This window comes from Microbacterium sp. NPDC058389 (genome assembly GCF_042722305.1).
Taxonomy (GTDB): Bacteria; Actinomycetota; Actinomycetes; order Actinomycetales; family Microbacteriaceae; genus Microbacterium.
Window position 1 is genome coordinate 112,409 of sequence record NZ_JBHXJQ010000005.1, and the last position, 26,530, is coordinate 138,938.

Below are 26,530 nucleotides of genomic sequence, written 5' to 3' on the forward strand. Positions count from 1 at the left end.
CAACGTGATGGTCCCGTGGATGGGGCAGGAGGAGGCGGATGCCGTCGCCGAAGCGATCGCGAGCGGCTGGGTTGCGCAGGGACCGCGCGTGGCGCGCTTCGAGCAGGCGTTCGCCGAGGCCATGCTGGCGCGCCAGGCGGTCGCGACCAGCAGCTGCACCACAGCTCTGCACCTGTCGCTGATCGTGGCGGGCATCGGCCCTGGCGACGACGTCGTCGTGCCGTCGTTCTCGTTCATCGCGACGACCAACGCCGTCCGCTACGTCGGCGCGACCCCCGTGTTCGCCGACGTCGATCCGGTCACGGGCAACGTCACCGGCCATACGGTGGCCGACGCGCTGACGCCGCAGACGCGGGCGGTCATCGCGGTGGACCAGGGCGGTGTGCCCGTCGACATCGACGACATCCGCTCGTTCACCGATCAGCTCAACATCGTCGTCGTGGAGGATGCCGCGTGCGGCGCCGGTTCGGTCTACAAGGGGCGTCCCGTGGGCGCCGGGGCCGAGATCGCGACGTGGTCGTTCCACCCGCGCAAGCTCCTCACGACCGGTGAGGGCGGCATGCTCACGACCGCCAACCCGGACTGGGCGGAGCGTGCCCGGCACCTGCGCGAGCACGCGATGAGCGTCTCGGCGGCCGACCGGCACGCGTCCGTGCTGCCGCCGCCCGAGGAGTACACCGAGGTCGGCTTCAACTTCCGGATGACGGACCTGCAGGCCGCCGTCGGACTCGTCCAGCTCGGACGGCTGCACCGGATCGTCGCACGCCGGCGCGAGATCGCCGCCCGGTACCAGGAGGCCATCCGCGAGATCGGCGGGCTCCGCGCCGTCGCCGATCCCGAGTACGGCGCGGGCAACTACCAGTCGTTCTGGGTCGAGGTCGGCGCGGAGTACCCGACGGACCGCGACGGGCTGCTGGAGGCGCTCGCGCTTGCCGACATCTCGGCGCGCCGGGGCATCATGGCGGCGCACCGTCAGCCGCCCTATCGCGACCTCACCCCGGAGGCGGGCCTGCCCGTCACCGAGCACCTGACCGACGCCACGCTGATCCTCCCCGTCTTCCACCAGCTGACCGAGGAGGACCAGGACCGCGTGATCGCCGTCCTGCGCGCACCGGGCGGAGCGGCATCGTGAACGAGGGGATCCTGCTGGTCGGAGCGAGCGGACTCGCCCGCGAGGTGCTCGCCGCCGGCATCACGGGCGTCGTCGGAGTGGTGGACGACGACGCCGACCTGCAGGGCACCATGGTCGGCGGCATCCCGGTCGTCGGGACCGTCGGCGACGTCGCTGCGCGTCCCGAGGCGCTGCTGGTCTGCGTCGGACGCAGTCAGGGTCGCCGCGCCGTGGTGCGCCGGCTCCGCGAGTCCGGCGTCGGCGCGGACCGGTACGCCACGTACGTCGCGCGATCGGCCCGCATCGGAAAGTCGAGCCGCATCGGCCCGGGCAGCGTCGTCCTGGACAACGTGGTCGTGACCGCGGATGCCGTGCTGGGGCACCACGTCGTCGTCATGCCGAACTGCACGATCACGCACGACGACGTCCTGGAGGACTTCGCGACGCTCGCCGCGGGAGTGTCACTGGGCGGCACGGTGCGCATCGGTCCTGCCGCCTACCTCGGCATGAACGCGTCGGTGCGGCAGGGGCTCACCGTCGGCGAGGCGGCCACGGTGGGGATGGGGGCCGTCGTCCTGGACCACGTGCCCGCCGCTGCGACGTGGGCGGGCGTGCCGGCGCGGGAGATCAGGAGACCGGCATGAACGTGCGGGTCCCCTTCCTCGACCTGGCCGCGCAGCAGGCGGAGATCGCCGACGAGGTGATCCCGATCTGGCGCGACCAGCTCGCGACCGCCGCCTTCATCGGCGGCGCCGCGGTCGAGGCGTTCGAGCGCGAGTACGCCGAGTACATCGGCGTCGAGCACGTCGTCGGCGTCTCCAACGGCACCGACGCCCTCGAGCTCGCCTACCGGGCGGTCGGCGTGCAGCCGGGCGACGAGATCATCATGCCCGCCAACACCTTCATCGCGACCGCGGAGGCGGCCTCCCGCGTCGGGGCGGTGCCCGTCTTCGTCGACGTCGACGACCGGCATCTGCTCATCGATCCCGCCGCCGCCGAAGCCGCCATCACCCCTCGCACCCGGGTGATCGTGCCCGTCCACCTGTTCGGGCAGACCGCCCCGATGGAGCTCCTCGCTCCGATCGCCGCGAGGCACGGACTGGAGATCGTGGAGGATGCCGCACAGTCGCAGGGCGCGTCCGGCCCTGCCGGGCGCGCCGGGGCCCTCGGCAGGATCGCGGCGACCAGCTTCTACCCGGGGAAGAACCTGGGCGCGGCGGGCGACGCCGGAGCCGTGATGACGAACGACGCCGAGCTGGCCGCTCGTGTGCGGAATCTCGCGGCGCACGGCAGCTCCGACAAGTACGTGCACGACCGCATCGGCATCAACGCCCGGCTGGACGCCGTGCAGGCGACCGTCCTGCGCGCGAAGCTGCGCCGCCTCACCGGCTGGAACGGCGCCCGGGCGGCAGCAGCTGCCCGCTACGGCGAGCTGCTCGACGGCCTCGGCGCGGTGCGCACGCCCGTCGTCCGCCACGGAAACGTCGACGTCTGGCACCTCTACGTGATCCGGGTCGCCGACCGCGACGACGTGGCAGACGCGCTGCGCGACGCGGGCGTCGGCTGCGGCATCCACTATCCGACGCCGGTGCACCTCACCGAGGCGTACGCCGCCCTCGGCGGGCGGCGCGGTCAGTGCCCCACGGCGGAGGCCGCCGCAGACCGGATCCTGTCGCTGCCGATGTTCCCGCACCTCACCCGCCCGCAGCAGGACGCCGTGGTCGGTGCGCTCCACTCCGCGGTAGGGGCATGACATGCGGGTGCGCGGCTCGACGACGGACACCGAACGCGGGTCCCGCGCGCCCACCGCGCGGCGCGCGCTCGGGTGGAGCTTCGCCAACACGGTGATCGGCAAGCTCAGCGGCCTCGCGATCGGCATCGTCATCGCGCGGCTGCTGGGACCCGAGGAGTTCGGCACCTTCGCCGTCGCGATGGTCGCCCTGATGGCGGTGCTCAGCTTCAACGAGCTCGGCGTCAGCCTCGCGATCGTGAGGTGGGACGGCGACCCTCGCCGCATCGCGCCCACGGTGACGACGATCTCGGTCGTGGCGAGCACGCTGATCTTCGCCGCGGGGCTCGCCGTCGCGCCGGCGTTCGCCACCGCGATGGGCGATCCCGACGCCACCCCCGTCGTCCAGCTCATGCTCGTGTGCGTCCCGCTGAACGGGCTCGTCGCCACCCCGGCCGCCCTCCTGCAGCGCGGGTTCCAGCAGGGCAGGCGCACCATCGCGGACCAGGTGAACGTCTGGCTGGGCGCGGGCATCTCGATCGTGCTGGCCGTCCTCGGCGTGGGGGCGATGAGCCTCGCGATCGGACGCGTGGTCGCCACCGTCGTCTTCTCCGCGATGATCATCGCGTTCTCGCCCGAGCGGCTGCGCTTCGGCTGGGACCGGACGCTCGTGCGGCCGCTGCTCGGGTTCGGCCTGCCGCTCGCGGGGGCGAGCATCGTCGTCTTCGCCGTCGCGTACGCCGATCAGCTGATCGTCGGCGCGCTCCTCGGCTCGCAGGCGCTCGGCTTCTACGTGCTGGCCTTCAACCTCGCCAGCTGGCCCGTGAACATGCTGTCCCAGCCCATCAGGGCTGTCGCGCCGGCGGCGTTCGCGCGGATCCAGGGCGATGCGAGCCGAATGGATGCCGGCTTCCGGGCGGCGTTCCGTGTCGTGCTGGCGGTGGCGCTCCCCGCGTGCGCGTTCCTCTCCGGCGCTGCGCTGCCGGTCGTCATCTTCGTCTACGGAGAGGTGTGGGCTCCGGCCGCGCTGGCACTGCAGTGGCTCGCGCTCCAGGCGGCGATCCGCATCGTGTTCGAGCTGTCGTACGACTTCCTCGCCGTCAAGCGCCGGTCCACGGCGCTGCTGATCATCCAGCTCGCGTGGCTCGCGGTGCTCGTGCCCGCGCTGCTCCTCGGCGCCGACCGGGGAGGCATCGCGGGCGTCGCAGCTGCGCAGTTCGTCGTCGCCGCCGCAGTCATGATCGGCGGCTACGGCTGGGCCCTCGGGCGTGCCGGCGTGCACCTGCTCGCGCTGGCCCGCGCGACCCTCGTCCCCCTGCTCGGCGGCGGCGTCGTGCTGGCGGCGAGCATCCTGTGCGCTCAGCTGATCGCGTCCCCTCTGCTCGCAGCAGCAGTCGCGGGAGCCCTGTCGGTCGCGGCGAGCGCGGGACTGCTCCTGTTGTCACGGCGGAGCCTGGGGATCCTGCAGACGGCCCGCGCGGCCACGGCGGAAGGGGCGAGGCCGTGAAGATCCTCGTCTGCCCGCACGACCTCGACCTCGGAGGCAGCCAGCTCAACGCGATCGAGCTGGCCGCCGCGGTGACCGCGATCGGCCACGAATGCATCGTCTTCGGACGCCGCGGCACGCTGTGCGCGCGCATCGACGAGCTGGGCCTGGAGTTCGTCGAATCGCCCGAGCCCGGGCGCCGCCCGTCGCAGAACGTGGCCAGAGCGATCCGCGAGCTCGTCGTCGAACGCGGCATCGACGTCGTGCACGGCTACGAGTGGCCGCCCGCGCTGGAGGCCGCGCTGGCGACGGAGCCTCTGCCGGACGCCGCCGCGGTCTGCACGGTCATGTCCATGGCCGTGGCGCCCTTCCTCCCGAAGTGGATGCCGCTCGTCGTCGGCACGCAGCAGATCTCGGCGGTCGAGCAGGCACGCGGACGCCTGGCGGTGACGCTGATCGAGCCGCCGGTCGACCTCGCCCACAACACTGCGCCGGGGGATGCCGAGATCGCGGCGTTCCGCGCCAGGTGGGGGCTCGACGAGCGACCGGTCGTCGCGTGCGTCAGTCGCCTGGTGCCCGACCTGAAGGCGGAGGGCATCCTCGCCGCGATCGAGGTCGCGGGCGAGCTCGCCGATGCGCTGCCGTTCCAGCTGCTGATCGTGGGCGACGGCAGCTCACGACCGGACATGGTGAAGGCCGCCGCACGCGCCGACGCAGGGCGGGGGCGCCGGAGCGTCGTTTTCACCGGCGAGCTCGCCGACCCGAGGGTCGCGTACGCGACCGCGGACATCATGCTCGGCATGGGCGGATCGGCACTCCGATCGCTCGCGTTCGGCAAGCCGCTGATCGTTCAGGGGGAGCACGGGTTCTTCCGGACCCTGTCGCGGCAGACCGCGGAGGTCTTCCGCTGGCAGGGCTGGTACGGCGTCGGGGAGGGTCGCGCCGACGGCGCCGGCCGGCTGCGTGCGGAGCTGGAGCCTCTGCTCGCGGACGAGGATCTCCGGCGGGAGCTCGGCGCCTTCAGCCGCGAGCTCGTCGAGGACTTCTCGATCACGAAGGCCGCCCACCGCCAGGTGGCCGTGTACCGGGATGCGTGGGCCGCGCGCGCGGATCAGAAGCGCCGGTTCCTCTCGGCCGCGGCGTCGGCCGGCGCACTGGGCGGCTACTACCTCCGTCGCGGCGTGGCCCGCAGGCTGGGCCGTGCGCCGACGGACGACTTCAACGCGGTTCCGGTCGCCGGCGAGCGCCACGTGACGGCAGGCGCTCCCCGCGCCGCAGGCGCCGCGCACGATCCGATCCTCTACTTCCCGGGCGTCGCCTGGGACGACGTCGCGGGGACGGACCGGCAGCTGGTGACCGAGATCTCGCGGCAGCGCCCGGTCATCTGGGTGGACCCGACGCAGAGCCCGCTGCGTCGCCGCGTGCCGTCGGTGCCGGCGGTCACCAGCCCCCGCCCGAACATCGTCCGCCTCCGTGGCGCGATCGTGCCGGCGAACCAGCGCCCCGTCCTCCGATGGATCGCCGACGTGTGGTGCGGGGTCATCGCCCAGGCGTACCTCCGGAGGAACGGCCTGACTCCTTCCGCCGTGGTCTGCGCGTCGTCGTCGCCGATGCTCGCCCACACCCGGCGGCTCCCCGGCCGGAAGGTCTACTACGCCACCGACGACTTCGTCGAGGCCGGCGCACTGTGGGGCGTGGACCGGCGCTACCTCGGGACCGCGCGCGAGGCGAACCTCCGCGAGGCGGACCTGGTGCTCGCCGTCACCCCGGAACTCGCCCGCCACCTGCAGCGCACGAGCCGTGCATCGCGCTGGCTGCCCAACGGTGCGGATCTCGACGTGCTCGCGCGCCCGGATGTCGAACGCGCGCAGGACGTGCGGCTCCCGTCGCCGATCGCCGGTGTCGTGGGGCAGTTCAACTCCCGCGTCGACCTGTCGGTCCTGCAGGCGGTGCAGGGGACCGGGATCGGCCTGCTGCTGGTGGGGCCGCAGCGCTTCCACTCGTCGGACACCGCCGAGAGGTTCGCGGCGCTGACGCGCCTCCCCGGCGTCCAGTGGGTGACCGCCGTGCCGCGCGACGACCTGCCTGCGTATCTCGCGTGCATGGACGTCGGCCTCACGCCCTATGCCGACACCATGTTCAACCGGCGCAGCTACCCGCTGAAGACGATCGAGTATCTGGCCGCGGGGCGCCCCGTCGTGGCGACGGACGTGGCCACGACGGAGGGCCTCGACGCCCGGTTCGTCAGCACAGCGGGGTCGGCGGAGGCGTTCGCATCGCTCGTGCACGAGCGTGTCCGCGCGCGGTCGGACGACCGCGAGATCCGCCGGTCCGTGGCCGATGCCGGCTGGCCGTCCCGCGCGCGCCAGCTGCTGGCGTGGCTCGACGAGGAGGGGACGGCGCCATGACTCCGACGCGATCCCACGTGCACGACCTGCTCGCTCAGGCGGCGGCGGCGACCCCGGAAGCCGACGCGCTCGTATACCGCGACGACTCCGTCACCTACGCCCAGGCCTGGGCGATCGTCCGTGCCGCCGCAGCGCAGCTGCAGGAGCTCGGACTCGAGCGGGGCGACCGAGTGGCGATCTACCTCGACAAGCGGATCGAGACCGTCGCGGCGATGTTCGCGACGTCGGTCGCCGGCGGCATCTTCGTGCCGATCAACCATGTGCTCAAGCCGGCACAGGTGGCGCACATCCTCGGCGACAGCGGGGCGCGCATCCTCATCACGTCCGCTGATCGCCTCGGACAGCTGGCGCAGGAGCTGGCGGACGCCACGCTCGTGGCCGACGTCGTCGTGGTGGGCAAGCCCCCCGAGCATCCGCCGGCCGCGCCGCAGATCCATCTGTGGGACGACGGACAGGATGCCGACGCCGAGCCTCGCGCCTGCGACACGATCGACGTCGACCCGGCGGCCATCCTCTACACGTCGGGCAGCACGGGGCGCCCGAAGGGCGTCGTCCTCAGCCACCGCAACCTCATCGCCGGCGCGGAGAGCGTCAGCACCTACCTGCAGAACACCGCGGACGACGTCATCCTGAGCGCTCTGCCGCTCAGCTTCGACGCGGGCCTGAGCCAGATCACGACCGCCTTCTCGGTGGGCGCCTCGGTGATCCTCATGAACTATCTCCTCCCTCACGACGTGCCGAGGCTCTGCGAGCGCCATGGCGTGACGGGACTCACAGGCGTGCCGCCGCTGTGGCTGCAGATCGCCGACGTGCCGTGGCCGCAGGCGGCGGCATCGCGGCTGCGCTACTTCGCGAACACCGGGGGGCGGCTGCCGCGCACCGCGCTCGACAGGCTGCGCAGCCTCTTCCCCGCCGCGAAGCCGTACCTCATGTACGGGCTCACCGAGGCGTTCCGCTCGACCTACCTCGACCCTGCCGAGGTAGACCGCCGCCCCGGATCGATCGGCAAGGCGGTCCCCAATGCCGAGATCCTCGTGCTCCGTCCCGACGGCACGCGGTGTGCGCCGGGGGAGGAGGGCGAGCTCGTCCACCGGGGAGCCTTCGTCGCCCTCGGGTACTGGAACGATCCGGAGCGCACCGCCGAGCGCTACCGACTCATGCCGCATCCCGGGCAGCCGTGGCGGGCGCCCGAGCCGGCCGTCTGGTCGGGCGACACCGTCGTCGCCGACGAGGAGGGGTTCCTCTACTTCGTCGGACGCCGGGACGAGATGATCAAGACCTCCGGCTATCGCGTGAGCCCGACCGAGATCGAAGAGGCCGCGTACAGCACCGGACTGGTGCGCGATGCCGTCGCCTTCGGCGTAGACGATCCGGAGCTCGGACAGCGCATCGTCCTCGTCGTCACTCCGGCAGCACCCCACCTCGACCCGGCGGGGCTGCACGCCCGGCTGCGACGCCTGCTGCCGCTGTTCATGCTTCCGTCCACGATCGAGACGCGTGCAGACCTGCCGCGCTCGCCCAACGGCAAGTTCGATCGCCGCGCGATCGTCAGGGAGGTGACGGCATGACACCGCAGGAGCATCTCGAGGCGTTCGGCACCGTCGACGGCGAGCTGAGGATCGGCGGCATGGGCCTCGGCCGGCTCGCGGCCAGAGTCGGCTCGACGCCCTTCTTCGCCTACGACCGCGGACTGCTCGATGCTCGGATCGACCGACTGCGCGGCGCGCTGCCGACGCGGGTGGAGCTGAGCTACGCGATGAAGGCCAACCCGATGCCGGCGGTCGTGCAGCACCTCGCCCAGCGCGTCGACCGCATCGACGTCGCCTCGGGGCTGGAGCTGCGGACGGCACTCGACGCGCCGATCCGGCCCGGCGGGGTGAGCTTCGCGGGGCCGGGCAAGACGCCGGCCGAGATCCGCCAGGCGGTCGCCGCCGAGGTCGTCGTCGAGGTGGAGTCCACGACCGAGCTCGTCCGCGTGATCGATGCCGGCGACGAACTGGGCGTGGTGCCGCACGTCGCCGTGCGGGTGAACCCCGACTTCGCCGTGAAGGGCTCGGGCATGCGCATGGGAGGCGGATCCCAGCAGTTCGGGATGGATGCCGAGATCGTCCCGAATGTGCTGCGGGAATATGCCGGATCCGGCATAGACCTGATCGGGTTCCACGTGTTCGCCGGATCCCAGAACCTCAACGCCGAGACGATCGCCGAGGCGCAGCGGCGGACCGTCGACCTGGTGAGCCGCCTCGCGGAGCACGTCGGCTCGCCGGTGCGCTATCTCAACCTGGGCGGAGGGTTCGGCATCCCCTACACCGCGAAGGACCGCCCGCTCGATCTGGACGTCGTGGCGAGTTCGCTGCAGGATCTCGTGGACGGGCCGATCTCCGAGCGGATGCCCGATGCCGTGCCGGTCATCGAGCTGGGCCGCTACCTCGTCGGCGAGTGCGGGGTCTACGTCACGCGGGTGCTCGACCGCAAGGTGTCGCGGGGCAGGACCTACCTCGTCGTCGACGGCGGCATGCACCACCAGCTCGCGGCCTCCGGCAACTTCGGGCAGGCGATCCGGCGCAACTACCCGCTCATCGTCGGCAACCGCGCCGACGCGGAGCCCGCCGAGAAGGTCGACGTCGTGGGATGCCTGTGCACCCCGCTGGACCTGCTCGGCGACGATGTCGACGTGCCGGCGGCGCAGCTCGACGATCTGATCGTGGTCTTCCAGCAGGGCGCGTACGGCCTGACGGCCAGCCCGACGGCGTTCCTCGGCCACCCGGCCCCGGCGGAAGTCCTCGTCTGAGGGGAAGAGAAGAAATGGAATCCGAACACGAGGCAGCAGTCGGGACCCTGAGGGGACGGCGCATCGCCATCCTGGTCCAGAACCTCCCCGTCCCGTTCGACCGTCGCGTCTGGCAGGAGGCGACGTCGCTCGCCGCCGCCGGAGCGGACGTGACGGTCATCTGCCCGAGCGATGAGCACCATCCCGTGGGCGACTTCGTGATCGACGGCGTCGGCGTGAACCGCTACGAGGCCCCGCGCGAGGCCAAGGGCATCTTCGGGTACGTCAACGAGTACGTCGTGTCACTCAGCCGGATGACGCGGACGTTCGAGGTGGCCCGCAGCGTCGCACCCTTCGACATCGTCCACTTCTGCAATCCGCCCGATCTGCTGTACCTCGTCGCCAAACGCGCGAAGCGGGAGGACGGGAGCGTGCTCGTGTTCGACCAGCACGACATCGGGCCCGAGCTGGTGCAGGCGAAGCGGATGCCGCTGCCCTGGCTCTTCGTGGGGGTCGCACGTCTGTGCGAGCAGCGCACCTACGCGTGGGCCGACCACGTCATCTCCACCAACGAGAGCTACCGCGACATCGCGATGAGGCGGGGCCGCTTCATCGGTTCGGACGTGACGGTGGTGCGGTCGGGGCCCTCCCGTTCGTGGGCGTCGTATCGTTCGACCGGCGAGGACTGGCACCGGGGGCGGCGGTACCTGCTGGGCTACGTCGGAGTGATGGGGCGCCAGGAGGGCATCGAGTATCTGATCGACGCCGTGAAGGTGCTCGTCGCGGAGCGGCACCTCGACGTGCATCTCGCGCTGATCGGATCGGGGCCCGACCGGGGGCGCCTGGAGTCCCTGGCGCGGACCCGCGGGATCGCCGACCGGGTCGAATTCCATGGCCGCGTGCCCGACGACGTGATGAAGAGCATCCTCGCCGATGCCGACGTGTGCGTGAACCCCGATGAGGTCAACACCATGAACGACCTGTCGACGATGAACAAGATCATCGAGTACATGGCGCTGGGCAGGCCCATCGTGCAGTTCGACGTGCGCGAAGGGCGCTATTCGGCCAGGGATGCCTCGCTCTACGCGACCCGCGACAACGACGCCCGGAGCTTCGCCCACGCCGTGGAGCAGGTGCTGGGCGATCCGGCCCTCGCGCGGCGGATGGGAGAGGCCGGGCGGGCGCGCTTCGAGGAGCAGCTGTGCTGGGAGATCCAGGCGGAGAGGCTCACAACGACCTACGGGCGGCTCGCCGCCGAGAGGGCGGCCGCCACAGCGGCCACGGCTGTCGGCGAAGCGGTGCCGCAGCACTGGATCGATCTGGAGGCATCCGACATGAAGAGGAGGGCAGAAGCATGAGAGTCGTCGTGTTCGGGCTGGGGTACGTGGGCAGTGTCACGGCCGCCTGCCTCGCCGAGGCGGGGCATCACGTGGTGGGGGTGGACCTCGCGCGGCCGAAGGTGCTGGCGGTCCGGCGGGGCCTGGCGCCCCTCGCCGAGCCGGGGTTGGCGTCGCTCATCTCGGAGGTGGTGGATGCCGGGCGTCTCACCGCGACCACCGACGCCGTCCGCGCGTTGAACGACGCCGACGTCGCCGTCGTGTGCGTGGGGACGCCGTCGGCACCCAACGGCGCGCTGTTCACCGGCTTCGTCGAGGAGGTGCTCGGACAGATCGGCGCCTTCCTCGAGCAGCATCCCGAGGGACGGCACCTGACCGTCGTCGTCCGCAGCACGCTGCTGCCGGGCACGACCGAGCGGATCGTCGCGGAGCGCATGCCCGATCCCGCCGGCGGGCGGTACAGCGTCGCCTACTGCCCCGAGTTCCTCCGGGAGTCGTCCGCCATCGTCGACTTCGGGCATCCGCCCTTCACGATCATCGGCACGGACGACGACGTCGCGCTCGCCGCGGTGACCGATCTCTTCGACAGCGTGGCCGCGCCGGTCCGTCAGGTGTCGATCGCGACGGCGGAGTCCGTCAAGTACGCCAGCAACGCCTTCCACGCGGTGAAGATCGCGTTCGCGAACGAGATGGCACGATTCGCGGACGCGTACGACGTCGACGCCGATGCGCTCATGGCCGTCTTCGTCGAGGACAAGATGCTGAACGTCTCGGCGCGCTATCTCCGTCCGGGCGCCTCCTTCGGGGGCTCCTGCCTGCCCAAGGACGTCCGCGCCCTGATCCATGCGGTCCGTCACGCCGATGTGGCGGCGCCGCTGCTGGAGAGCCTTCTGCCGAGCAACGCCTCGCATACGCGGCGTCTGGTCGACCACGTGCTGTCGTTGGGGTGGCGGCGCGTCGCCCTGCTCGGACTCGCCTTCAAGAGCGGCACGGACGACCTGCGTGAGAGTCCCTACGTCGACATCGCCGAGACGCTCACCGGCAAAGGCGTGGAGGTGCGCATCTTCGACGAGGTCGTGAACCCGGCCGAGCTCGTCGGCAGCAACGAGTCGTACATCCGGCTTCGCCTGCCGCACCTCGAGCGGCTCCTCGTCGGCTCCCGGGCCGCGGCGATCACGGGTGCCGACGGCATCATCCTGGGGTCCGACCGTGCCCCGGAGGGCGTCCTCCTCGACGCGGGCGTGCCCGTGCTCGACGCGAACACCCCGGCGCGGCACTGGCCGCAGCTCGCTTTGAGCAGGATCTGACGAACACGAGGAAGGACGACCGATGACCACATCCCTGGACGCCGTGCGCGAGGCGCTGATCTACGCGCTCGAGCTGCCGCAGACCCCCGACGACCTGACGGAGGAGACGGCGCTGCTGGGCGAGCTTCCCGAGCTCGACTCCTTCGGCGTGGTGCAGCTCGTGGCGACGATCGAGGAACGGTTCGACATCACGATCGACGACGACGAGTTCGGCGCCGACATCTTCGAGACCGTCGGCGCGCTCACGGCCTTCGTCGACGCGAAGGTCGCTGCAGCGGCGGCCTGATCGTCCGGACGGCCGCAGAGCCCGACGCCACTGTCGTGGCCGTCGGGCTCTGCGGAGCGCGCCGGGTCTTCTGCGTCAGTCGTTCTCGGCGACGAGGGCGAGCGTGTCGTCCCAGTAGTTGCCCGTCCACGAGCCGCCGCTGACGTAGCCGATGCCCCAGGTCGACCGGTGCGTGAACCGGTTGTCCTTGACCAGGATGCCGTCGATCGGAGTGGCGTTGAGCATCCAGCCGCCGCCGTCGATGAGGTTGTTCTGGATGGTCACGCCGTGGTTGTCGCGGCCCTTCACGCCCATCTGGAACACGGCGTTCACACCGGACTGGTTGCCCAGCTTGAAGGTGGTGTGACGCACCACGATGTTGCCGCTCGCCGTCGACTGGACACCGTCGTTGTGCGAGGCGTCACCGGCCCCCGGCGAGGACTCCGGCACATAGGTCAGTGCCGTGACGTAGCTGTCCTCGATGAGGACGTTCGAGTCGGCCTTGAACCCGTCCATGCAGCCGTGTGCGTAGACGCGCCGGGCGGTGTAGCCGTTGAACGCCATCGCGGCCTGGCAGTTCGCCGTTCCCTTGATCTCGACGTCCTCCGCCGTCAGCCCGAGGCAGCTGTCGGCGTCGCGGGTCGCCCCGGAGTACACGCAGTTGATCGGGTAGTAGTCGGTCGACGCGACCGAGACGTTGCGCAGGGTCACGCCGCTGTGCTTGACGATGATCGAGCCGTTGGCGATCTTGAGGCCCTGGATGGTCACACCGTTGCCGGTCGTCTCCACCGCACGGATGTCGGAGCGCCACGTCCAGCCGGGGCCGCTGGTGGCGTCCTCCGGGACGCGGGTGAGCGTGACGCCGGCCTTGACTCCGGTGTTCGTCGCATCGGGGTAGCCGCACGCGCTGGGGTTCGTGATGCAGTTCTTCTGACCGCCGGTACCCGGCGACGGGCTGGTCGTGGGCGTCGGGGTGGCCGTCGGCGTCGGGGCGGCCGTCGGAGTGGGGGAGCTCGTCGGGGAGGTCGTCGGCGTCGGGGTCGTGGTGGGCGTGACGCTCGGGCTCGGCTGCGCGGTGGAGGTGGGCGTGACGCCGGGCGTGGTGCCGGCACCGGGCTTGCCCGCGACGAAGAGCACGTCGACGTAGTAGTTCGACGCCTTGTAGACCTTGGTGGGGAATCCGCCCGTGCCGTAGGCGTACACGCCCGCGTTCTTCGGGAACGTCACATCGCCCGCCGTGCGGGCCTTGGTGAAGAAGTTCTCGGTCACCGCATAACGGCCCTTCGGCGCGAGGTACGAAGCCACATACGTCTTGCCGGGCTGTACCGTCACCGGGGTCGCGAACGAGACCTTGACCCAGCCGCTCTTCGTCGCGGTGGGGAACGTGGCGCTCGCGAGGCGCTTGCCGTCGGGTCCCCACAGCGAACCCACGTGGGTCCCGCCGTTGGCCGGCGTGGCGTAGTACTCGACGCCCGTGACGACGCCCGCCGTCGCGACGGTGAGCTTCACCCCGAGTTCGACCGAGGCCGTGTCCGGGTCGGCGAGGGTCCGCGGCGCGTCGGAGGCCGTGAACACCCCGGTCGGTGTCGCCGCGGATGCGCCCATCGTCGAGAGCAGCGACACGGCCACCGCGGCGGCGACAGCGATCGCGAAGGCCGTGGCCAGCCGTGCCCAGACGCTGGGTCGTGGTCGGGTGATGGCGTCGCGGCGGCTGCGGCGACTCTGCATCGAGAGGTCAGAATGCACGCTCGGAGTTCCTTCGTCATCTGTGGACCGCGATGTCACCGGTCCGGCAGGCGTCGATCGCCAGCGCGTTCCACCCTCGCACGGGCGTTCGCGCTCAACGACGGAGTGAGAGCTTTCTCACTCCGAGGGAGAGCTCGCGGTGTCGTGAGTCGCGACGGCGTCGGGCAGTGCGGAAAATCACGGAAGGCGGCGTACTCGGCCGCGGCTGAACCCCAGTGCATCCGATGGTACTCCCGCCGTCGCGGTGAGAGGTTTCTCATTCTGAGGCGCCGCGTGCCTCACCGCCGTCGGGGACGACCGCCGGGGGTTCGGCGGGTCTCGGACGGAGCGTGCGTGTACTCAGCCGCCACCGAGATTCCGCGGATACTCTGCTCTCAGCACGGCGCGGCCAATGGGGGACCGCGTCCATCGGCAGAGGAGCCGGATCGTGACGGTGCGCCAGATCCTGGGAGTCGTCGCACGGAGGTGGTACACCACCGTGGTCGCGCTGGCGCTCGCCGCGATCCTGACGGCGATGTTCCTGCACGACGGCGGCACGTACTCGACCCGCGCCGTCGTCGAGTTCCGCTGGCCCGGCGCTGCGCGCACCGAACTCGACAACGGGTTCACCAACGACAGCGTCATCTCGTTCGCCGACATGGTGGCGCTGCGGGTCAACCAGGGCCGGGCGCCGGAGCGATACTCGCAGGACGAGGCTCCGCTGTACGGCGTGGGTGTCCGCGACGCCGAAGTGGTCGGCATGTCGTTCTCAGGCAACCAATGGGTGACGGACCACCCCGTCGCCGCGGTCACCGTGCAGGTGATCGGCCGCTCGCAGCGGGAGGTCGAGGTGCGACAGTCCGCTCTGATCGACGAGGTGCTGCGCACGGCGGACGAGCTGCAGCAGGAGGCGGGAGCACCCGAGGCCGACTTCGTCGTGCCGTCCATCGACCCGCTGTCGACGACGGTCCAGTACATCGCGCCCACCCGCGCCAGCACCCTGGCGGCGTTCGCCGCCATGACGATCGCCGGCCTCATCGCCGGCGTCGGCGCAGCGCTGGTGTGGGACAGGGCGGCACGGCACCGGCGTGGCGCCGGGGTGCCGGTGACACGGGGGAGGACGACATGAAGCTCGCGGACGCGTGGCGGATGATGCTGCGGCGCTGGTACATCGTGGTGCCGGGGCTGCTGCTCGCCGTCGCCTGCGGCGTGGCCGCGTGGATGGCGGTCGAACCCGAGTACGAGCGCCAAGGGGTGCAGATCGTGCTCCCGGGCATGGGCTCGCTCCCCGAGGACGCGACCAACCCCTACCTGTATCTGAGTGGGCTCGCCCTCCCGGCCGACATCGTGGTGCAGGCCGTCATGGGCGAGAACGTGCTGAGCGAGGTGCTGGCGGACTTCCCCGGCGCAGAGGTCGAGGTCAGCCGCTCGGGCACGTCGGCGCCGATCATCACGATCAAGGTCACGGCGGGTTCGGACGCCGACGCCGAGGCGCTGCTCGCGATCATGATGGATCGCACCGTGTCGACGCTCGAGTCGATGCAGCAGGAGGAGTCGATCGCCGGCGACTCCCGGATGTCGATCACGACGCTCGCCGTCGACACGCAGAGCCGGCAGATCGAGCGCACCCGGCTGCTCATCGCCGGCGGCGCGGCGCTCCTGGTCGCCGCGATCGCGCTGTTCGTGACGGCGCTGGTCGATGGGCTGGCCAAGCGCAGGCGACGCCGCGCCGGTGCGCCGGTGACCGCGGATGAGCGGGGCGCACCGGACGATCCAGGTCGCGGCGCCGCGGCCGGCGACGATCCCGACCGCGATGATCCCGACCTCGACGGCCCGGATGCCGGTCGTCCGGGCGCCGCCGGTCACGATGCCGACCTCGACGCACTCGACGAGCTGGACGCCCAGCTGGAGCAGCCGGCGTCCGGCTCGCCGGCCGCCTCGGAGCACCGGCCGGGCGCCTCCGGAGGATGACGGTGACGACGTTCGGCGGTCAGATCCCGCGGCCGGCGACCGGGCACACGGCACTGGCGAGATCCAACCGGGTGGGGGACGCGACCACGCTCGTCACCGTCTATCTCGTGCTCCTCCTCGCGATCCCGTCCAATGTGACGATCACGGGCCTCGGATCCCTCGGACGCCCGGCGCTGCTGTGGGGGCTGGCGCTCTTCGTGTTCTGGGCGGTGTCACGTCTGCAATGGCGCACCGTCGACGTCGAGCGGGTCTCGCAGCCCGTGCGGTTCGCCTTCGTCGTCTACTTCGTGATCGTGCTGGTGAGCTTCGGTGCGGCGATGCTCCGCGGCCAGCCCGCCGACCAGATCAGCCCCGCGATCACATGGGTCGTGGGTCTCGTCTCGTCGGCCGGCGTGCTGCTGGTCATCCTCGACGGGGTCCAGACGATGCGCGACGTCTCGCGTCTCGTCCGCCGCATCGGCATCGGTGTCGCGCTGCTGGCGGCGCTCGCGCTCGTCCAGGTCGTCACGCAGCAGTACCTCCTCGACTTCTGGGGTTCCGTTCCGGGGTTCACCCTCGGCTTCGGCGGGGTCGCGGAGCGCAACGGGCAGATCCGCGCCTCGGCCACCGCGACGCATCCGCTCGAACTCGTGACGACTCTCAACGCGGGGCTGTCGATCTGTATCGCGGCCGCGTTGACGCGTGGGTTCCGGCCGGGGGCGTCGCGCGCTGCGTCACTGTGGTGGTGGGCGGCGACGGCCCTGATCGCCGTCGTCGCGCTGACGGGGCTGTCGCGTTCGGCGATGATCGGCTTCGCGGTCGCGGTCGTCGCCATGATCCCCGCGATCCCGCCACGGTATCGGGTGCAGGTCGTCGCCGGGGGCGTGGTCCTGGTCGGCGTGCTCATCGCGGCGATCCCCGGTCTCGCCGGGGCCACGGCGAGACTCTTCACCGGCGCCTCGGAGGACGGCAGCACGCTCTCCCGCACGGACGCGCTGGCGAGACTGACCGAGTTCATGTCGCCGTCTCCGCTGATCGGTGTCGGATCGGGAACCTTCCTGCCGCGGTACTACATCTTCGACAACCAGTGGGCCATCACCGCGATAGAGGTGGGCGTGATCGGGGTGGTCGCGTTCGGCGCGATCCTGGTCACGGCGATGTGGAGCGCCTGGGACGCGCGCCAGCGGAGCATCTGGCCGGATGCGCGGCTCGTGGGTCACGCCCTCGCCGCGTCGGTGCTGAATGTCGCCCTGCTGTTCGCCTTCTTCGACGGGCTGGCGTTCCCCATCACCGCCGGCCTGCTCTTCGTGCTGGTCGGACTGTGCGGTGCCATCCGGACGGTGGCCGCCGCGAACGAGACGGCGCGGGTGTGGGGACCTCGGCCGTCCGCGCTGTCGGTGGGGGACGACTTCACGGTCTACGAGCCGATCGCGGCCGAGCCGGCCGCGGCGTCGCCGTGGCGCCCTCGTCAGAGTTCAGCGGACTGATGGCGCCGGGTCGGCAGGCTCGTCCGCATCGAGGCGGCGCACCAATCGCGCGGGGTTGCCCAGGACGACGGTATCGGGGGCGACGTCCTTCATGACGACGGATCCCGCGCCCACGATGGCCCCGTGGCCGATCGTCACACCCGGGAGGATGACCGCCGCGGCTCCGATCCACGCACCGTCCTCGATCCTCACGGGCCCGGTCGTGAATGCGCCGTCCGCGCGGTTGACGGTGCTCCCCGGCTCGTGCGTGCCGGTGATCACGAGGACGTTCATGCCGAGCGAGACGTTCCGTCCGAGGACCACCGGGGCGGAGCCGTCGAGGAACACGCCGTGGTTGATCGAGCATCCGCGGCCGATCACGATGCGGGTGCTGCCGATGTACCCGCCGGAGTCGATCAGCGAGCGCTCCACGCGCATGCCCGACGCGCGCAGGAAGAGCCAGCGCGCGTGCTCGGGCAGGAGCTCCGACGCCACGATGCCGTTGAGCCAGATGTTGAACAGCCGGCGCCGGACGAGCACGAGGAGAAAGCGTAGAGTCTTGCGAAGGTTCCTCACCGGAGTGATCATCATCGGCTTCGCGACGGTGCGCAAGAGCCGACGGTCCTGCACATACCCCGAGGGGAACGGGGGCAGGCCCGCCGGCGGGGACGCGAGGGGAGGCGATGGTGCCTGACAACGAGCGGGGCGACCCCGCGCGCGCCGGCGGTGATCGGAGCGACGGCCGCTTCGTCGGACCGGACGACCGCGCTGATGTCGCGGTCGTGGTCGTCACCTATCGCTCCGCCGCCGACATCGGGGGGCTCATCGACTCGCTGCGCCGCGAGGCGGTGGGGCAACGGCTCCGGGTCGTCGTCGCGGACAACGACTCGCCCGACGACACCCTCGCGGTGGCCCGCGCGCACACCGACGTCGTCGCCCTGCCGACGGGCGGGAACCTCGGCTACGCCGGGGGGATCAACGCGGCCATGGGGGCGGCCGGCGACGCTGATGCGATCCTGATCCTCAATCCCGATCTCGTCGTGCACCCGGGCGCGATCGCCGCGCTCCGTGAGCGCGTCGCCCAGCCCGGCGTCGGGCTCGCTGTCCCGGTCATCCTCGACGGCGCGGACGGACGCACCGCGTCGCTGCGTCGCGAGCCGTCGGTGCTCCGGAGCGTGTGCGACGCGCTCGTCGGCGGACGGCTGCGCCGGCGTCCTGCAGCGCTCACCGAGATGGTGCTCCCGCCGGCCGAGTATGCCGTGGCCCACCCGGTGGAATGGGCGACGGGCGCCGCGCTGCTCGTCTCGCGGGAGGCATCGGCGGCGATCGGGGAGTGGGACGAGCGATTCTTCCTGTATTCGGAGGAGACCGACTACTGTCGCCGGGCCCGGGATGCCGGATTCCAGGTGTGGTTCGAGCCCGCGGCCGTCGTCCGTCACGCGGAGGGCGGCTCGGGTGCGTCGGTCGCCCTCGCCACTCTGCTGGCCGTCAACCGCATCCGCTACTACGCGAAGTACCATGGGCCGGCGGCGACCCTGCTGTTCCACGCCACGGCCGTGCTCAACGAGCTCACGCGCTCGGCGGCCCCCGAGCATCGGGCGATCCTGCGCACCGTCCTGTCGCCTCGATCGTGGTCGTCACTGCCGCATGCCACCGGTCCGGCGGCGGACGCACCCCGCGGGGTCGCGCGCTCGGGGGGAGCGGCGACGTCATGAGCCTCTCGCTCGTCACCGCCAGCTACGCCCCCGACTTCGCGGGCTTCGAGCGGATGCACGAATCGCTCGTCCGCAACAGCGGTGACGAGGTGCGCCACATCGTCGTCGTGCCGGATGCGCACGCAGAGCTCTTCGGCACCATCCGTTCGCGACGGCTGGAGGTGCGCCGCTACAGCGCGGTGCTCCCGCGGAAGTTCCTGCAGACCTCGTGGATCGCCACGCTGCCCGGGATGCCTCGGGGGTTCCGCCTCGCGGCGGTGAACGCCGCCCGACCGTGGCCGCCCGTGCGCGGCTGGATCATGCAGCAGCTCGTGAAGCTCGCGGTCGTCTCCGAGCTCACGACCGACGTGGCGGTGATGATCGACTCCGACGTCGTCGTCGTGCGGCCCCTGCGGGAAGGGGCGTTCCGGACGGCGGACGGCGTCGTCCGTCTCTACCGACGTCCCCACGGGATCACGGAGCAGATGACCCGTCATCTCTCACAGCGGAGGAGGGCGCTTGCGCTCCTCGGACTGGAGACCACGGAGGTGGACTCGCCGGATTACATCTCCGCATTCGTGAGCTGGGATCCGGCGCTCGTGCGCGAGTGCCTCCACCGGGTCGAGGCGAGCACGGGCCGGGACTGGCGCACCGCCGTCGGAGCCAGCATCGACTTCTCGGAATACCTCACCTACGGCACGTACGTGATGTCGCTCGCCGAGCCGAGCCGCCGCACGAACGTGGGGGAGCGCAGTCTCTGCCACAGCCATTGGGGGACGACTGCCCTCACGATGGAGACCGCACGCGAGTTCGTCGAGACGATGCCACCCGACGACATCGCCGTCCACGTGCAGTCGAACTCCGGCACGGATGAAGACGTGGTCGCCTTCATCGTGCGAGCGGCGAGCAGCAGCTGAGCTTTCAGCCCTCCGCGAGAGCGGCCGGGTCGGCAGCAGGGACGCCACCCTGTGCCGCGACCGCTGAGGCGTCCCGCGTGCTGCGGTCCTGACCCCACGCCGTCCCGGTGCCGTCGGAGCGCCTCGCGCGGAGCGACGCGAGGAGGGTGATCGCGACGTAGGGTGCGGCGGCCAGGATCAGGCGCGGTTCCCGGGCGACGACGTCGCGCAGCCATGCCCATCGATCCGACGGCCGCACCGCGACGGCGATCTGCTGATCGGCCGCCGCCGCGCGCATCTGTGCGTTGCCGCGGCGGACCCGCACCAGGCGGTTCACGAGGCTGCTGGTCGTCCACGGTGCCTCGACCACGATCACGACGTCCTCCGCCTCGGCCTTCTCCTCATCGGTGTACTGCGCGTCGACGAAGAGGTCGTCGGAGATGACGTCCGGGAAGGCGCCGAAGCGTGCGCGGCCCGTCTCGGAGAGGGCGATGAGGCCCCGCCCGAACAGGCCCTTGCGGAACGCCGGCAGGCGCTCGTTGATCGAGAAGTAGGCTCTCACCGGCCAGGGGCGTCCCGTGGTCTCGATGCGGCGCCGCGGCACCACCGCGAGCGCCGACGGCGCGGCGTCGAAGCGCGAGATGATCGACCCCAGAGCGCCCACGGGCACGATGATGTCGGCATCCAGGTAGATGCGGGGGAACCCCGTCGCGATCTCGTCGCCGGCGTTGAGCGCGCCGGGCTTGCCGGCCTGGCGACGGTCGATCACCCGCACGCCTCGGGTGGCGGCGATCTCTGCCGTGCGGTCGGTGCAGCCGTTCGCGCAGACGATGATGCGCTCGACCGCGCTCTCGGGCTGCGCCAGCAGTGCATCCAGGCACGCGCCGATGATGCTCTCCTCGTTGTGCGCGGCGATGACGACAGTCAGCATCCTCTTCTCCTCCCCGTGATGGAGCTCCCCCGCGCCACCGCACGGCATACGGCGCTGGGATCCGGGCCGCCCGTCGTGCCAGAGTGGCGGGATGGGGAGCCAAGCGCGCCGGCCGCGATGGGCGGTGGTCGGTCTCGTGGTCTACGTGAGCGCCGTCGCCGCGGTGGTCTTCGCGCCCGTCTCGTACGGTGACGTCATCGCGGCGTTCACGCGGTGGCTTCACGACGGCACGGGACTGGTGCCGTTCGGCGCCGGATGGGTCGAGTTCGCCGCGAACGTCCTGATGTTCGTTCCGCTGGGTCTCCTGCTCACCGTGCTGATGCGCCACCACCTGTGGGGCGCCACCCTCGCACTGGCCCTGTCGGTCACGGTCGAGCTGGTGCAGGTGCTGATTCCGGAACGCAGCCCGAGTCTGCGCGACGTGCTCGCCAACGGCCTCGGCGCCGCGGTCGGCGCGGCCATCGCGTGGCTGGTCGTGCTCCGACGCCGCGGTGCGACACCCCCGGATGGTGGGCGCTAGCCGGGCCCCCGGCGGAACGACGCGCTCGCTCTGGCACAGCATGGTCGCGGCTACCCTCGCACCACGGACGGGGACCATGCGTGTTCGATGAACAGCTCGGGCGCGCCCGAGCCGTCGGCGGCGAGCGACCAGACGTCCGTGTCGCCGGCCACCCCCTCACGCGGGAGTCCGTAGAGGATCGTGTCGTCGTCGAGCCAGGCGATCTGGTCGTCGACGTTGCGGGTCTCGGCATCCAGGACCCGGACGGATCCGCTGGCCAGGTCCATGATCGCGGGAGTCCAGTGCACGGTGGGGCCGGATCCCGAGGTGACGCGCTTGAAGGCGATGCGCGAGCCGTCCGGTGAGAGCGAGGGGCATTCCACGTCCTCGGCGATCGAGGTGAGCGTGCGGGTCTCCAGGTCGCCGCGCACCAGATAGGTCGTGCCCGTCGTCGTGAGTCCCGCCGTGGCGTAGAAGGTGACGTCGTCTACGAAGGTCACGCCCCAGTAGTTGCGATCGACGGGGGCGACGACCTCGCCGTCGACGACGAGCGTGTAGTCCTCGAGATTGCCCTCGTCGCGACCGTCGGTCGTGTGCACCGTGGTCGCGGTCGAGAAGCCCACCGTCGCGTACGAATGCCCTGTCACGAAGGCCGTCGTCGCGATGAGCGTGCCGTCGGGAGAGATCCGGGCGCGGCTCGGGATGCCGGCGAGCGGCCATGACTCCACCTCGCGGCCGTCGTCGTCGAAGAGCGTCGCGGTGTAGCGCGGAACGATCCCCCGCTCGGAGCGCAGGCAGACGAACCTGCCGTCGGTCGCGGTCACGCGATCGCAGGCTTGGGCGATGACGGCTCGGGGGCCTCCCGGGTCGTCGAGCCGGACGCTCGCGACCTGCCCGTAGCCTTCGCCCATCGCGGTGTTGCGGAACACCACACGGTCGCCGGTGGCCCAGTCCGCCGGCGAGGCCGTCTGGACCGTGCTGGCGGCGGATCCCCTCGCCTGGTACTGGTACCAGCCGATCACTCCGACCCCGGTTGCGACGCCCAGCAGGAGCACCGACGCCAGGGCGACGATGAGCCACTTGCTCCGGTCCGTCATGACCGGTCTCGAGTCGACAGGAGGGGCCGCAGCAGTACCGCGGCGACCGGGATGGCGACCGCCAGGACGCCCGCGACGATGAGGATCGAGTTCTCGCGGCCGACCGCGTACCAGAGGAACCCGAACCCCACCGCCGAGAGGAAGCGCGCCAGGGCGACGACCGTCTGCGCTGCGGCGATCCCCGTCCCGTGGGTCTCCGGTGTCGTCAGCTGGGCGGCGAGCGCGGCGAGCACGCCGTCGGTCGCCGCATAGAACGCGCCGAGGAACATGAGGCACAGCACCGTCGCGGCGATGTCGGCGATCGGCAGGGCCGCGGTGACGTAGGTCGCCAGCAGAGCCACATGCCCCCAGACGAACACGCGCGTGCGGCCGATGCGGTCGGCGAGCGCGCCGAGGGGGATCGCGAGCGCGAGGAAGGCCACGTTCGTGCCGACGTAGAAGAGCGGGAACCACTGCGCGGCGAAGCCGCCGCGCGACTGCAGCACGAGGTAGACGAAGCCGTCGCCGATCGTGAGCAGGCCCAGCATGCCGGCCGCCGCCAGCAGCCGGCGCATGGGGCCGGACGTGACGACGCTCCAGTCGAATCGTGGCCGGGGGGCGGCATCCGATCGCTCAGCGTCTGCGGGAGCCGTCCTCCGCGCGCGGGTGCGGACGTTGGGGACCACGATGCCGAGGATCAGGACGCCGATCGCGGCGAAAGCGAACGACGTCGCGAAGATCGTGTCGTAGCCGTCGGGGACGACGAGCAGGATGAAGAATGCGAGCAGGGGGCCGACGGCGGCGCCGATGTTATCGAGCGTGCGGTGCACCCCGAACGAGGTGCCGAGATTGTCGGGCCGTGAGGCGGCCGTGATGAGAGAGTCCCGTGGCGCGGTGCGGATGCCCTTTCCCACGCGGTCCGCCGTGATCACGGCGGTGATCGCGGCGAAGCCCGACCCGAAGAGCAGCCCGAGCCGTGCGACGGCGGCGAGGGCGTAGCCGACGAACGCGACCCACTTGGGCTGATCGACGCGGTCGGAGACGTAGCCGCCTGCGATGCGGACGAGGGCGCTCACCCCTTGGTAGAGGCCGTCGAGGAATCCGAAGGCGATCGTGGAGAGGCCGAGGACGCCCGTGATGTACAGCGGCAGGATCGCGGAAACCGACTCGGAGGAGATGTCGGTCAGCATCGACACGATGCCGAGGGTGACGACCGTCGATGAGACCGTGCGCACGCCTCGGGGCCTGTGCGCGGGCGCAGCGGGCGGCGTGCCTTCCTGCTCGTCGGGTCCGGGCTTGTTCGAGAGGGAGATGTACATGCCGCGTCAGTTCGTCCGGAAGACCCCGTGCACCATGTACACCGTGCCCGTCCCCGTGGCGGGCGTGAACGCCAGAGTCAGGGAGTCGAGGGCGCTCGTGTAGGCGACGGATCCGTCCGCACTCTCCGGTGCGGCCACGAGGCCCTTCGACGCCCACAGCTGTGCGTAGTGGTCGATGACCTCCTGGGGCGACGCCTGCGTGCGGGCCACGAGCGACACCTGCACCATCTCGCCCTCGGTCGCGATCTCGTTCTGCACGACGGTCGCCTCGGGGGCCGGTCCCATCACGTCCGACGGGAAGCCGTCGACGAGGTCTGCGGCGCCGGAGGCGGATGCCGGCAGCGGTCCGGTGAAAAGCGTTGCGGTCGAGGGCGGAAGCGGCAGCCCGCCCTCCGTGTCTTCGGCCGGCGGCGGGAGCACCTCGCTGCCGGTCGTCGGCGTGGCCTCCGGAAGGGGGCCCTGGGTCGCGACCGCGGCCGGCGACGGATGCGGTGCCGCCCCTGCCCCGCCCGGTCCGCCGACGGGAGCGACGAAGAGCCACACCGCGGCTCCGGCGGTGATGAGCACGACGGCTCCCACCGCGATGAGCGCACCCCACATCGGCCGAGTCAGCCCGCTCCGATGCGCGGTCTTCGATTCCTGCTGGACTTCCATGCGCGGCCCCCAAACCGTCTTCGCGCCCTAACCCCGGCCCGGGCTCGTCCCCTGCCGTGGCCGCGCCGATCGGCGCGTGCTCCCAGGGACCCGCGGCCACGCCCGCTTGGGGGACTGGGCGATGGCCGCTCGCGCGATCGCCGTTGTGCACCCGGCGGTCCGTGTCGGCTCGCGACCGCGGATCCGGCTCCCATCGGCCGGCGACGCCGTTGTCGCCGGCCGAAGACGGTGAAGGCCCATCAGTACGCCCCCTTCGGCGCGACCATGACCTTGGCGGTGCGCCACATGATCATGAGGTCGGTGGCGATGGACCAGTTCTCGACGTACCCGAGGTCCAGCCGCACGCTGTCCTCCCACGACAGGTCGCTGCGCCCGCTGATCTGCCACAGCCCCGTGATGCCGGGCTTGAGATACAGCCGGCGGTAGACGGTGCCGTCGTACGCGGTGACTTCGGCGGGCAGCGGCGGACGGGGCCCGACGATGCTCATGTCACCGCGCAGCACGTTCGCGAACTGCGGCAGCTCGTCGATCGAGAACTTGCGCAGGACCGCCCCCACGCGGGTCACCCGGGGGTCCCGCTTGAGCTTGAACAGCGGACCGGCGCCTTCGTTCCGGGCATGGAGGCTGTCGCGGCTGGATTCGGCGTCGACGACCATCGTGCGGAACTTCATCATCCAGAACTGCCGTCCGTCGCGGCCCACCCGCAGTTGGTGGAACAGCACCGGACCGGGGGTGTCGAGCTTGATGGCGAGGGCGATGACGGGCGTCAGGAGGAGGATCGGGACGAGCGCGAGCAGCGACAGCACGACGTCCATCCCGCGCTTGATGGCGTGGATGCCGCCCTCGAACTCGGGGATCTTCACCTGCACGAGCGGCAGGCCGTCGAGCGGCCGCAGTGACAGTCGCGGACCGGCCACATCGGTGAGGCGGTTGCAGAGCACCAGCTCCGCCGCGGTCCCCTCCAGCTCCCAGCCGAGCCGCCGGACGAAGTCGCGGTCGTCGTCGGGCGTGCTGGCCACGACGATCGCGTCGGCGCCCGAGGCGCGGCCGTACGTCGCGGTGGAGCGGATGGATCCGATGACCGGGTACAGGTGGTCGCCGATGCGGATCGGGTCGATCAGTCCGTCCGTCGTCGTCGCCCCGATGACGTGATACGCGTGGTGGGGGTCGTCGACGAGCTTCTCGATGACGTACTCGACGTCGTCGCGGGATCCGGCGACGATGACGCGAGACACGCACTCGCCGCGCTCGCGCTCGTGGATCAGCCACTTGCGCCACAGCCACCTGCTGAAGACGAGGGTCACCAGCCCGAACGGCATGGCCACGAGCAGCTGCGCGCGCAGCCCGGGCAGCTGGGCGAGGATGAAGGCGGTCGACAGGATGCCGAAGGCGAGGCCCGTCGCGTGCCCGATGCGCTTGTACTCGGCCGAGCCGGCGCCGAGGACGGCCGGCTCGCGCGTCCGGGCGAGCCACAGCAGCATCAGCCACGCGGCGACCACGAAGACCCCGATGCGCACCGGCCCTGCAAGGTCTGCCCACGTCTCGATGGGCCCGGTCTCGACGAAGACGGCGGCCGACACGGCGACGGTGATGCTGACCGCGTCGGTGACGTCCAGCCGCCGCCGGAATCGCCGCTCCCAGAGCCTGCGGCGTTCCAACGACGGCTGGACACGTGGGGCAACGGCAGCGGGAAGCGTATCGAACAGCGGGCGCGGAAGGATCGGGCGTCGGCGGAGTGTTCGGGTCACTCCGCCGGCGCCCGCGGGCGCCGCGTCGAACGCGGTCTGGTTCAGACCGCGGTCCACCGCGCGCACGATGACGCGTCCTTAGCAGACATCAACTTCCCACTGGTCGGCGCGACGTCGTTGTCGGGTTCCGGTGCCGAGCTGACCAACCCCAGTGCGAGA

23 protein-coding genes are annotated in these 26,530 nt (G+C 71.3%); 16 read left to right on the forward strand and 7 right to left on the reverse strand.

What is annotated here, in order from left to right; all coding sequences use genetic code 11:
* The first annotated feature begins 7 nt into the window (after positions 1-7).
* Genes ACFWJ8_RS08970 through ACFWJ8_RS09015 form a run of 10 tightly spaced genes read left to right on the forward strand, consistent with a single transcriptional unit; the run spans position 8 to position 12,434 of the window.
* The gene (locus ACFWJ8_RS08970) at positions 8-1,132 is read left to right on the forward strand and encodes a DegT/DnrJ/EryC1/StrS family aminotransferase (protein WP_378810947.1); all 1,125 of its coding nucleotides are present in this window, start codon (positions 8-10) and stop codon (positions 1,130-1,132) included.
* Entirely contained in the window at positions 1,129-1,755 is a 627-nt protein-coding gene (locus ACFWJ8_RS08975) for a NeuD/PglB/VioB family sugar acetyltransferase (protein ID WP_378810737.1), read from the forward strand. The genes ACFWJ8_RS08970 and ACFWJ8_RS08975 overlap by 4 nt, the downstream gene beginning before the upstream one ends.
* Positions 1,752-2,864, forward strand: a complete 1,113-nt coding sequence (locus ACFWJ8_RS08980) for a DegT/DnrJ/EryC1/StrS family aminotransferase (RefSeq protein ID WP_378810738.1) — start codon at positions 1,752-1,754, stop codon at positions 2,862-2,864. The genes ACFWJ8_RS08975 and ACFWJ8_RS08980 overlap by 4 nt, the downstream gene beginning before the upstream one ends.
* A gap of 1 nt (position 2,865) precedes the next feature.
* Positions 2,866-4,347: an oligosaccharide flippase family protein gene (locus ACFWJ8_RS08985; RefSeq protein ID WP_378810739.1), complete on the forward strand. Its 1,482-nt coding sequence runs from the start codon at positions 2,866-2,868 to the stop codon at positions 4,345-4,347.
* Positions 4,344-6,734, forward strand: coding sequence for a glycosyltransferase family 4 protein (locus ACFWJ8_RS08990; RefSeq protein WP_378810741.1), 2,391 nt, complete (start codon positions 4,344-4,346; stop codon positions 6,732-6,734). The genes ACFWJ8_RS08985 and ACFWJ8_RS08990 overlap by 4 nt, the downstream gene beginning before the upstream one ends.
* A complete protein-coding gene (locus tag ACFWJ8_RS08995; RefSeq protein WP_378810742.1) occupies positions 6,731-8,302 on the forward strand; it encodes an acyl-CoA ligase (AMP-forming), exosortase A system-associated in 1,572 nt (523 codons plus the stop codon). The genes ACFWJ8_RS08990 and ACFWJ8_RS08995 overlap by 4 nt, the downstream gene beginning before the upstream one ends.
* Positions 8,299-9,525: a pyridoxal-dependent decarboxylase, exosortase A system-associated gene (locus tag ACFWJ8_RS09000; RefSeq protein ID WP_378810743.1), complete on the forward strand. Its 1,227-nt coding sequence runs from the start codon at positions 8,299-8,301 to the stop codon at positions 9,523-9,525. Before ACFWJ8_RS08995 ends, ACFWJ8_RS09000 begins: the two co-directional genes overlap by 4 nt.
* Before the next feature lie 14 nt (positions 9,526-9,539).
* Positions 9,540-10,862, forward strand: coding sequence for a glycosyltransferase family 4 protein (locus ACFWJ8_RS09005; RefSeq protein WP_378810744.1), 1,323 nt, complete (start codon positions 9,540-9,542; stop codon positions 10,860-10,862).
* Complete coding sequence (locus ACFWJ8_RS09010; RefSeq protein ID WP_378810745.1) at positions 10,859-12,148, forward strand: nucleotide sugar dehydrogenase; 1,290 nt, start codon at positions 10,859-10,861, stop codon at positions 12,146-12,148. Before ACFWJ8_RS09005 ends, ACFWJ8_RS09010 begins: the two co-directional genes overlap by 4 nt.
* A gap of 22 nt (positions 12,149-12,170) precedes the next feature.
* Positions 12,171-12,434: an acyl carrier protein gene (locus tag ACFWJ8_RS09015; protein WP_378810747.1), complete on the forward strand. Its 264-nt coding sequence runs from the start codon at positions 12,171-12,173 to the stop codon at positions 12,432-12,434.
* Between the two features lie 75 nt (positions 12,435-12,509).
* Here the strand turns inward: ACFWJ8_RS09015 and ACFWJ8_RS09020 are convergent, their stop codons facing one another.
* The gene (locus tag ACFWJ8_RS09020) at positions 12,510-14,159 is read right to left on the reverse strand and encodes a DUF4082 domain-containing protein (RefSeq protein ID WP_378810748.1); all 1,650 of its coding nucleotides are present in this window, start codon (positions 14,157-14,159) and stop codon (positions 12,510-12,512) included.
* 427 nt (positions 14,160-14,586) lie between these two features.
* On the opposite strand from ACFWJ8_RS09020, the gene ACFWJ8_RS09025 reads away from it, so the two are divergent.
* The 3 genes from ACFWJ8_RS09025 to ACFWJ8_RS09035 are packed head-to-tail and all read left to right on the forward strand — an operon-like array spanning position 14,587 to position 17,575.
* Positions 14,587-15,267, forward strand: a complete 681-nt coding sequence (locus tag ACFWJ8_RS09025; RefSeq protein ID WP_378810750.1) for a hypothetical protein — start codon at positions 14,587-14,589, stop codon at positions 15,265-15,267.
* Complete coding sequence (locus ACFWJ8_RS09030) at positions 15,264-16,109, forward strand: hypothetical protein (protein ID WP_378810751.1); 846 nt, start codon at positions 15,264-15,266, stop codon at positions 16,107-16,109. The genes ACFWJ8_RS09025 and ACFWJ8_RS09030 overlap by 4 nt, the downstream gene beginning before the upstream one ends.
* 2 nt (positions 16,110-16,111) lie before the next feature.
* Positions 16,112-17,575 (forward strand): O-antigen ligase family protein, encoded by a 1,464-nt coding sequence (locus ACFWJ8_RS09035; protein ID WP_378810753.1) that lies wholly within the window; start codon positions 16,112-16,114, stop codon positions 17,573-17,575.
* On the opposite strand, the gene ACFWJ8_RS09040 is transcribed toward ACFWJ8_RS09035, so the two are convergent.
* The gene (locus ACFWJ8_RS09040; RefSeq protein ID WP_378810754.1) at positions 17,564-18,094 is read right to left on the reverse strand and encodes an acyltransferase; all 531 of its coding nucleotides are present in this window, start codon (positions 18,092-18,094) and stop codon (positions 17,564-17,566) included. The genes ACFWJ8_RS09035 and ACFWJ8_RS09040 overlap by 12 nt on opposite strands.
* Positions 18,095-18,237: 143 nt before the next feature.
* Here ACFWJ8_RS09040 and ACFWJ8_RS09045 point away from each other — a divergent pair, with 143 nt between their 5' ends.
* Together ACFWJ8_RS09045 and ACFWJ8_RS09050 are read left to right on the forward strand one after the other, a co-directional pair.
* Positions 18,238-19,269 carry a glycosyltransferase gene (locus ACFWJ8_RS09045; RefSeq protein ID WP_378810756.1) on the forward strand — a complete coding sequence of 344 codons (1,032 nt, stop codon included), beginning with the start codon at positions 18,238-18,240 and terminating at the stop codon, positions 19,267-19,269.
* Entirely contained in the window at positions 19,266-20,165 is a 900-nt protein-coding gene (locus ACFWJ8_RS09050) for a DUF6492 family protein (RefSeq protein ID WP_378810757.1), read from the forward strand. The genes ACFWJ8_RS09045 and ACFWJ8_RS09050 overlap by 4 nt, the downstream gene beginning before the upstream one ends.
* Before the next feature lie 4 nt (positions 20,166-20,169).
* On the opposite strand, the gene ACFWJ8_RS09055 is transcribed toward ACFWJ8_RS09050, so the two are convergent.
* Complete coding sequence (locus ACFWJ8_RS09055; RefSeq protein WP_378810758.1) at positions 20,170-21,075, reverse strand: glycosyltransferase family 2 protein; 906 nt, start codon at positions 21,073-21,075, stop codon at positions 20,170-20,172.
* Between the two features lie 91 nt (positions 21,076-21,166).
* Between ACFWJ8_RS09055 and ACFWJ8_RS09060 the strand changes: the two genes are divergently transcribed.
* Complete coding sequence (locus tag ACFWJ8_RS09060; protein ID WP_378810759.1) at positions 21,167-21,595, forward strand: VanZ family protein; 429 nt, start codon at positions 21,167-21,169, stop codon at positions 21,593-21,595.
* A 50-nt stretch (positions 21,596-21,645) separates the two neighbouring features.
* Here the strand turns inward: ACFWJ8_RS09060 and ACFWJ8_RS09065 are convergent, their stop codons facing one another.
* The 4 genes from ACFWJ8_RS09065 to ACFWJ8_RS09080 form a co-directional block, all read right to left on the reverse strand.
* A complete protein-coding gene (locus ACFWJ8_RS09065) occupies positions 21,646-22,671 on the reverse strand; it encodes a hypothetical protein (protein WP_378810760.1) in 1,026 nt (341 codons plus the stop codon).
* Entirely contained in the window at positions 22,668-23,969 is a 1,302-nt protein-coding gene (locus ACFWJ8_RS09070) for an MFS transporter (protein WP_378810761.1), read from the reverse strand. Before ACFWJ8_RS09070 ends, ACFWJ8_RS09065 begins: the two co-directional genes overlap by 4 nt.
* Positions 23,970-23,975: 6 nt before the next feature.
* A complete protein-coding gene (locus tag ACFWJ8_RS09075; protein ID WP_378810763.1) occupies positions 23,976-24,623 on the reverse strand; it encodes a hypothetical protein in 648 nt (215 codons plus the stop codon).
* A gap of 239 nt (positions 24,624-24,862) precedes the next feature.
* A complete protein-coding gene (locus ACFWJ8_RS09080) occupies positions 24,863-26,428 on the reverse strand; it encodes a sugar transferase (RefSeq protein WP_378810765.1) in 1,566 nt (521 codons plus the stop codon).
* Between the last annotated feature and the right edge of the window lie 102 nt (positions 26,429-26,530).

Bases quoted from the DNA above. Each gene is read 5' to 3' on its own strand.
- ACFWJ8_RS08970 (WP_378810947.1), top strand. From the start codon at position 8: ATGGTCCCGTGGATGGGGCAGGAGGAGGCGGATGCCGTCGCCGAAGCG.
- ACFWJ8_RS08980 (WP_378810738.1), top strand. From the start codon at position 1,752: ATGAACGTGCGGGTCCCCTTCCTCGACCTGGCCGCGCAGCAGGCGGAG.
- ACFWJ8_RS08985 (WP_378810739.1), top strand. From the start codon at position 2,866: ATGCGGGTGCGCGGCTCGACGACGGACACCGAACGCGGGTCCCGCGCG.
- ACFWJ8_RS08995 (WP_378810742.1), top strand. From the start codon at position 6,731: ATGACTCCGACGCGATCCCACGTGCACGACCTGCTCGCTCAGGCGGCG.
- ACFWJ8_RS09000 (WP_378810743.1), top strand. From the start codon at position 8,299: ATGACACCGCAGGAGCATCTCGAGGCGTTCGGCACCGTCGACGGCGAG.
- ACFWJ8_RS09005 (WP_378810744.1), top strand. From the start codon at position 9,540: ATGGAATCCGAACACGAGGCAGCAGTCGGGACCCTGAGGGGACGGCGC.
- ACFWJ8_RS09010 (WP_378810745.1), top strand. From the start codon at position 10,859: ATGAGAGTCGTCGTGTTCGGGCTGGGGTACGTGGGCAGTGTCACGGCC.
- ACFWJ8_RS09015 (WP_378810747.1), top strand. From the start codon at position 12,171: ATGACCACATCCCTGGACGCCGTGCGCGAGGCGCTGATCTACGCGCTC.
- ACFWJ8_RS09030 (WP_378810751.1), top strand. From the start codon at position 15,264: ATGAAGCTCGCGGACGCGTGGCGGATGATGCTGCGGCGCTGGTACATC.
- ACFWJ8_RS09045 (WP_378810756.1), top strand. From the start codon at position 18,238: ATGGTGCCTGACAACGAGCGGGGCGACCCCGCGCGCGCCGGCGGTGAT.
- ACFWJ8_RS09050 (WP_378810757.1), top strand. From the start codon at position 19,266: ATGAGCCTCTCGCTCGTCACCGCCAGCTACGCCCCCGACTTCGCGGGC.
- ACFWJ8_RS09055 (WP_378810758.1), bottom strand. From the start codon at position 21,075: ATGCTGACTGTCGTCATCGCCGCGCACAACGAGGAGAGCATCATCGGC.
- ACFWJ8_RS09060 (WP_378810759.1), top strand. From the start codon at position 21,167: ATGGGGAGCCAAGCGCGCCGGCCGCGATGGGCGGTGGTCGGTCTCGTG.
- ACFWJ8_RS09065 (WP_378810760.1), bottom strand. From the start codon at position 22,671: ATGACGGACCGGAGCAAGTGGCTCATCGTCGCCCTGGCGTCGGTGCTC.
- ACFWJ8_RS09070 (WP_378810761.1), bottom strand. From the start codon at position 23,969: ATGTACATCTCCCTCTCGAACAAGCCCGGACCCGACGAGCAGGAAGGC.
- ACFWJ8_RS09075 (WP_378810763.1), bottom strand. From the start codon at position 24,623: ATGGAAGTCCAGCAGGAATCGAAGACCGCGCATCGGAGCGGGCTGACT.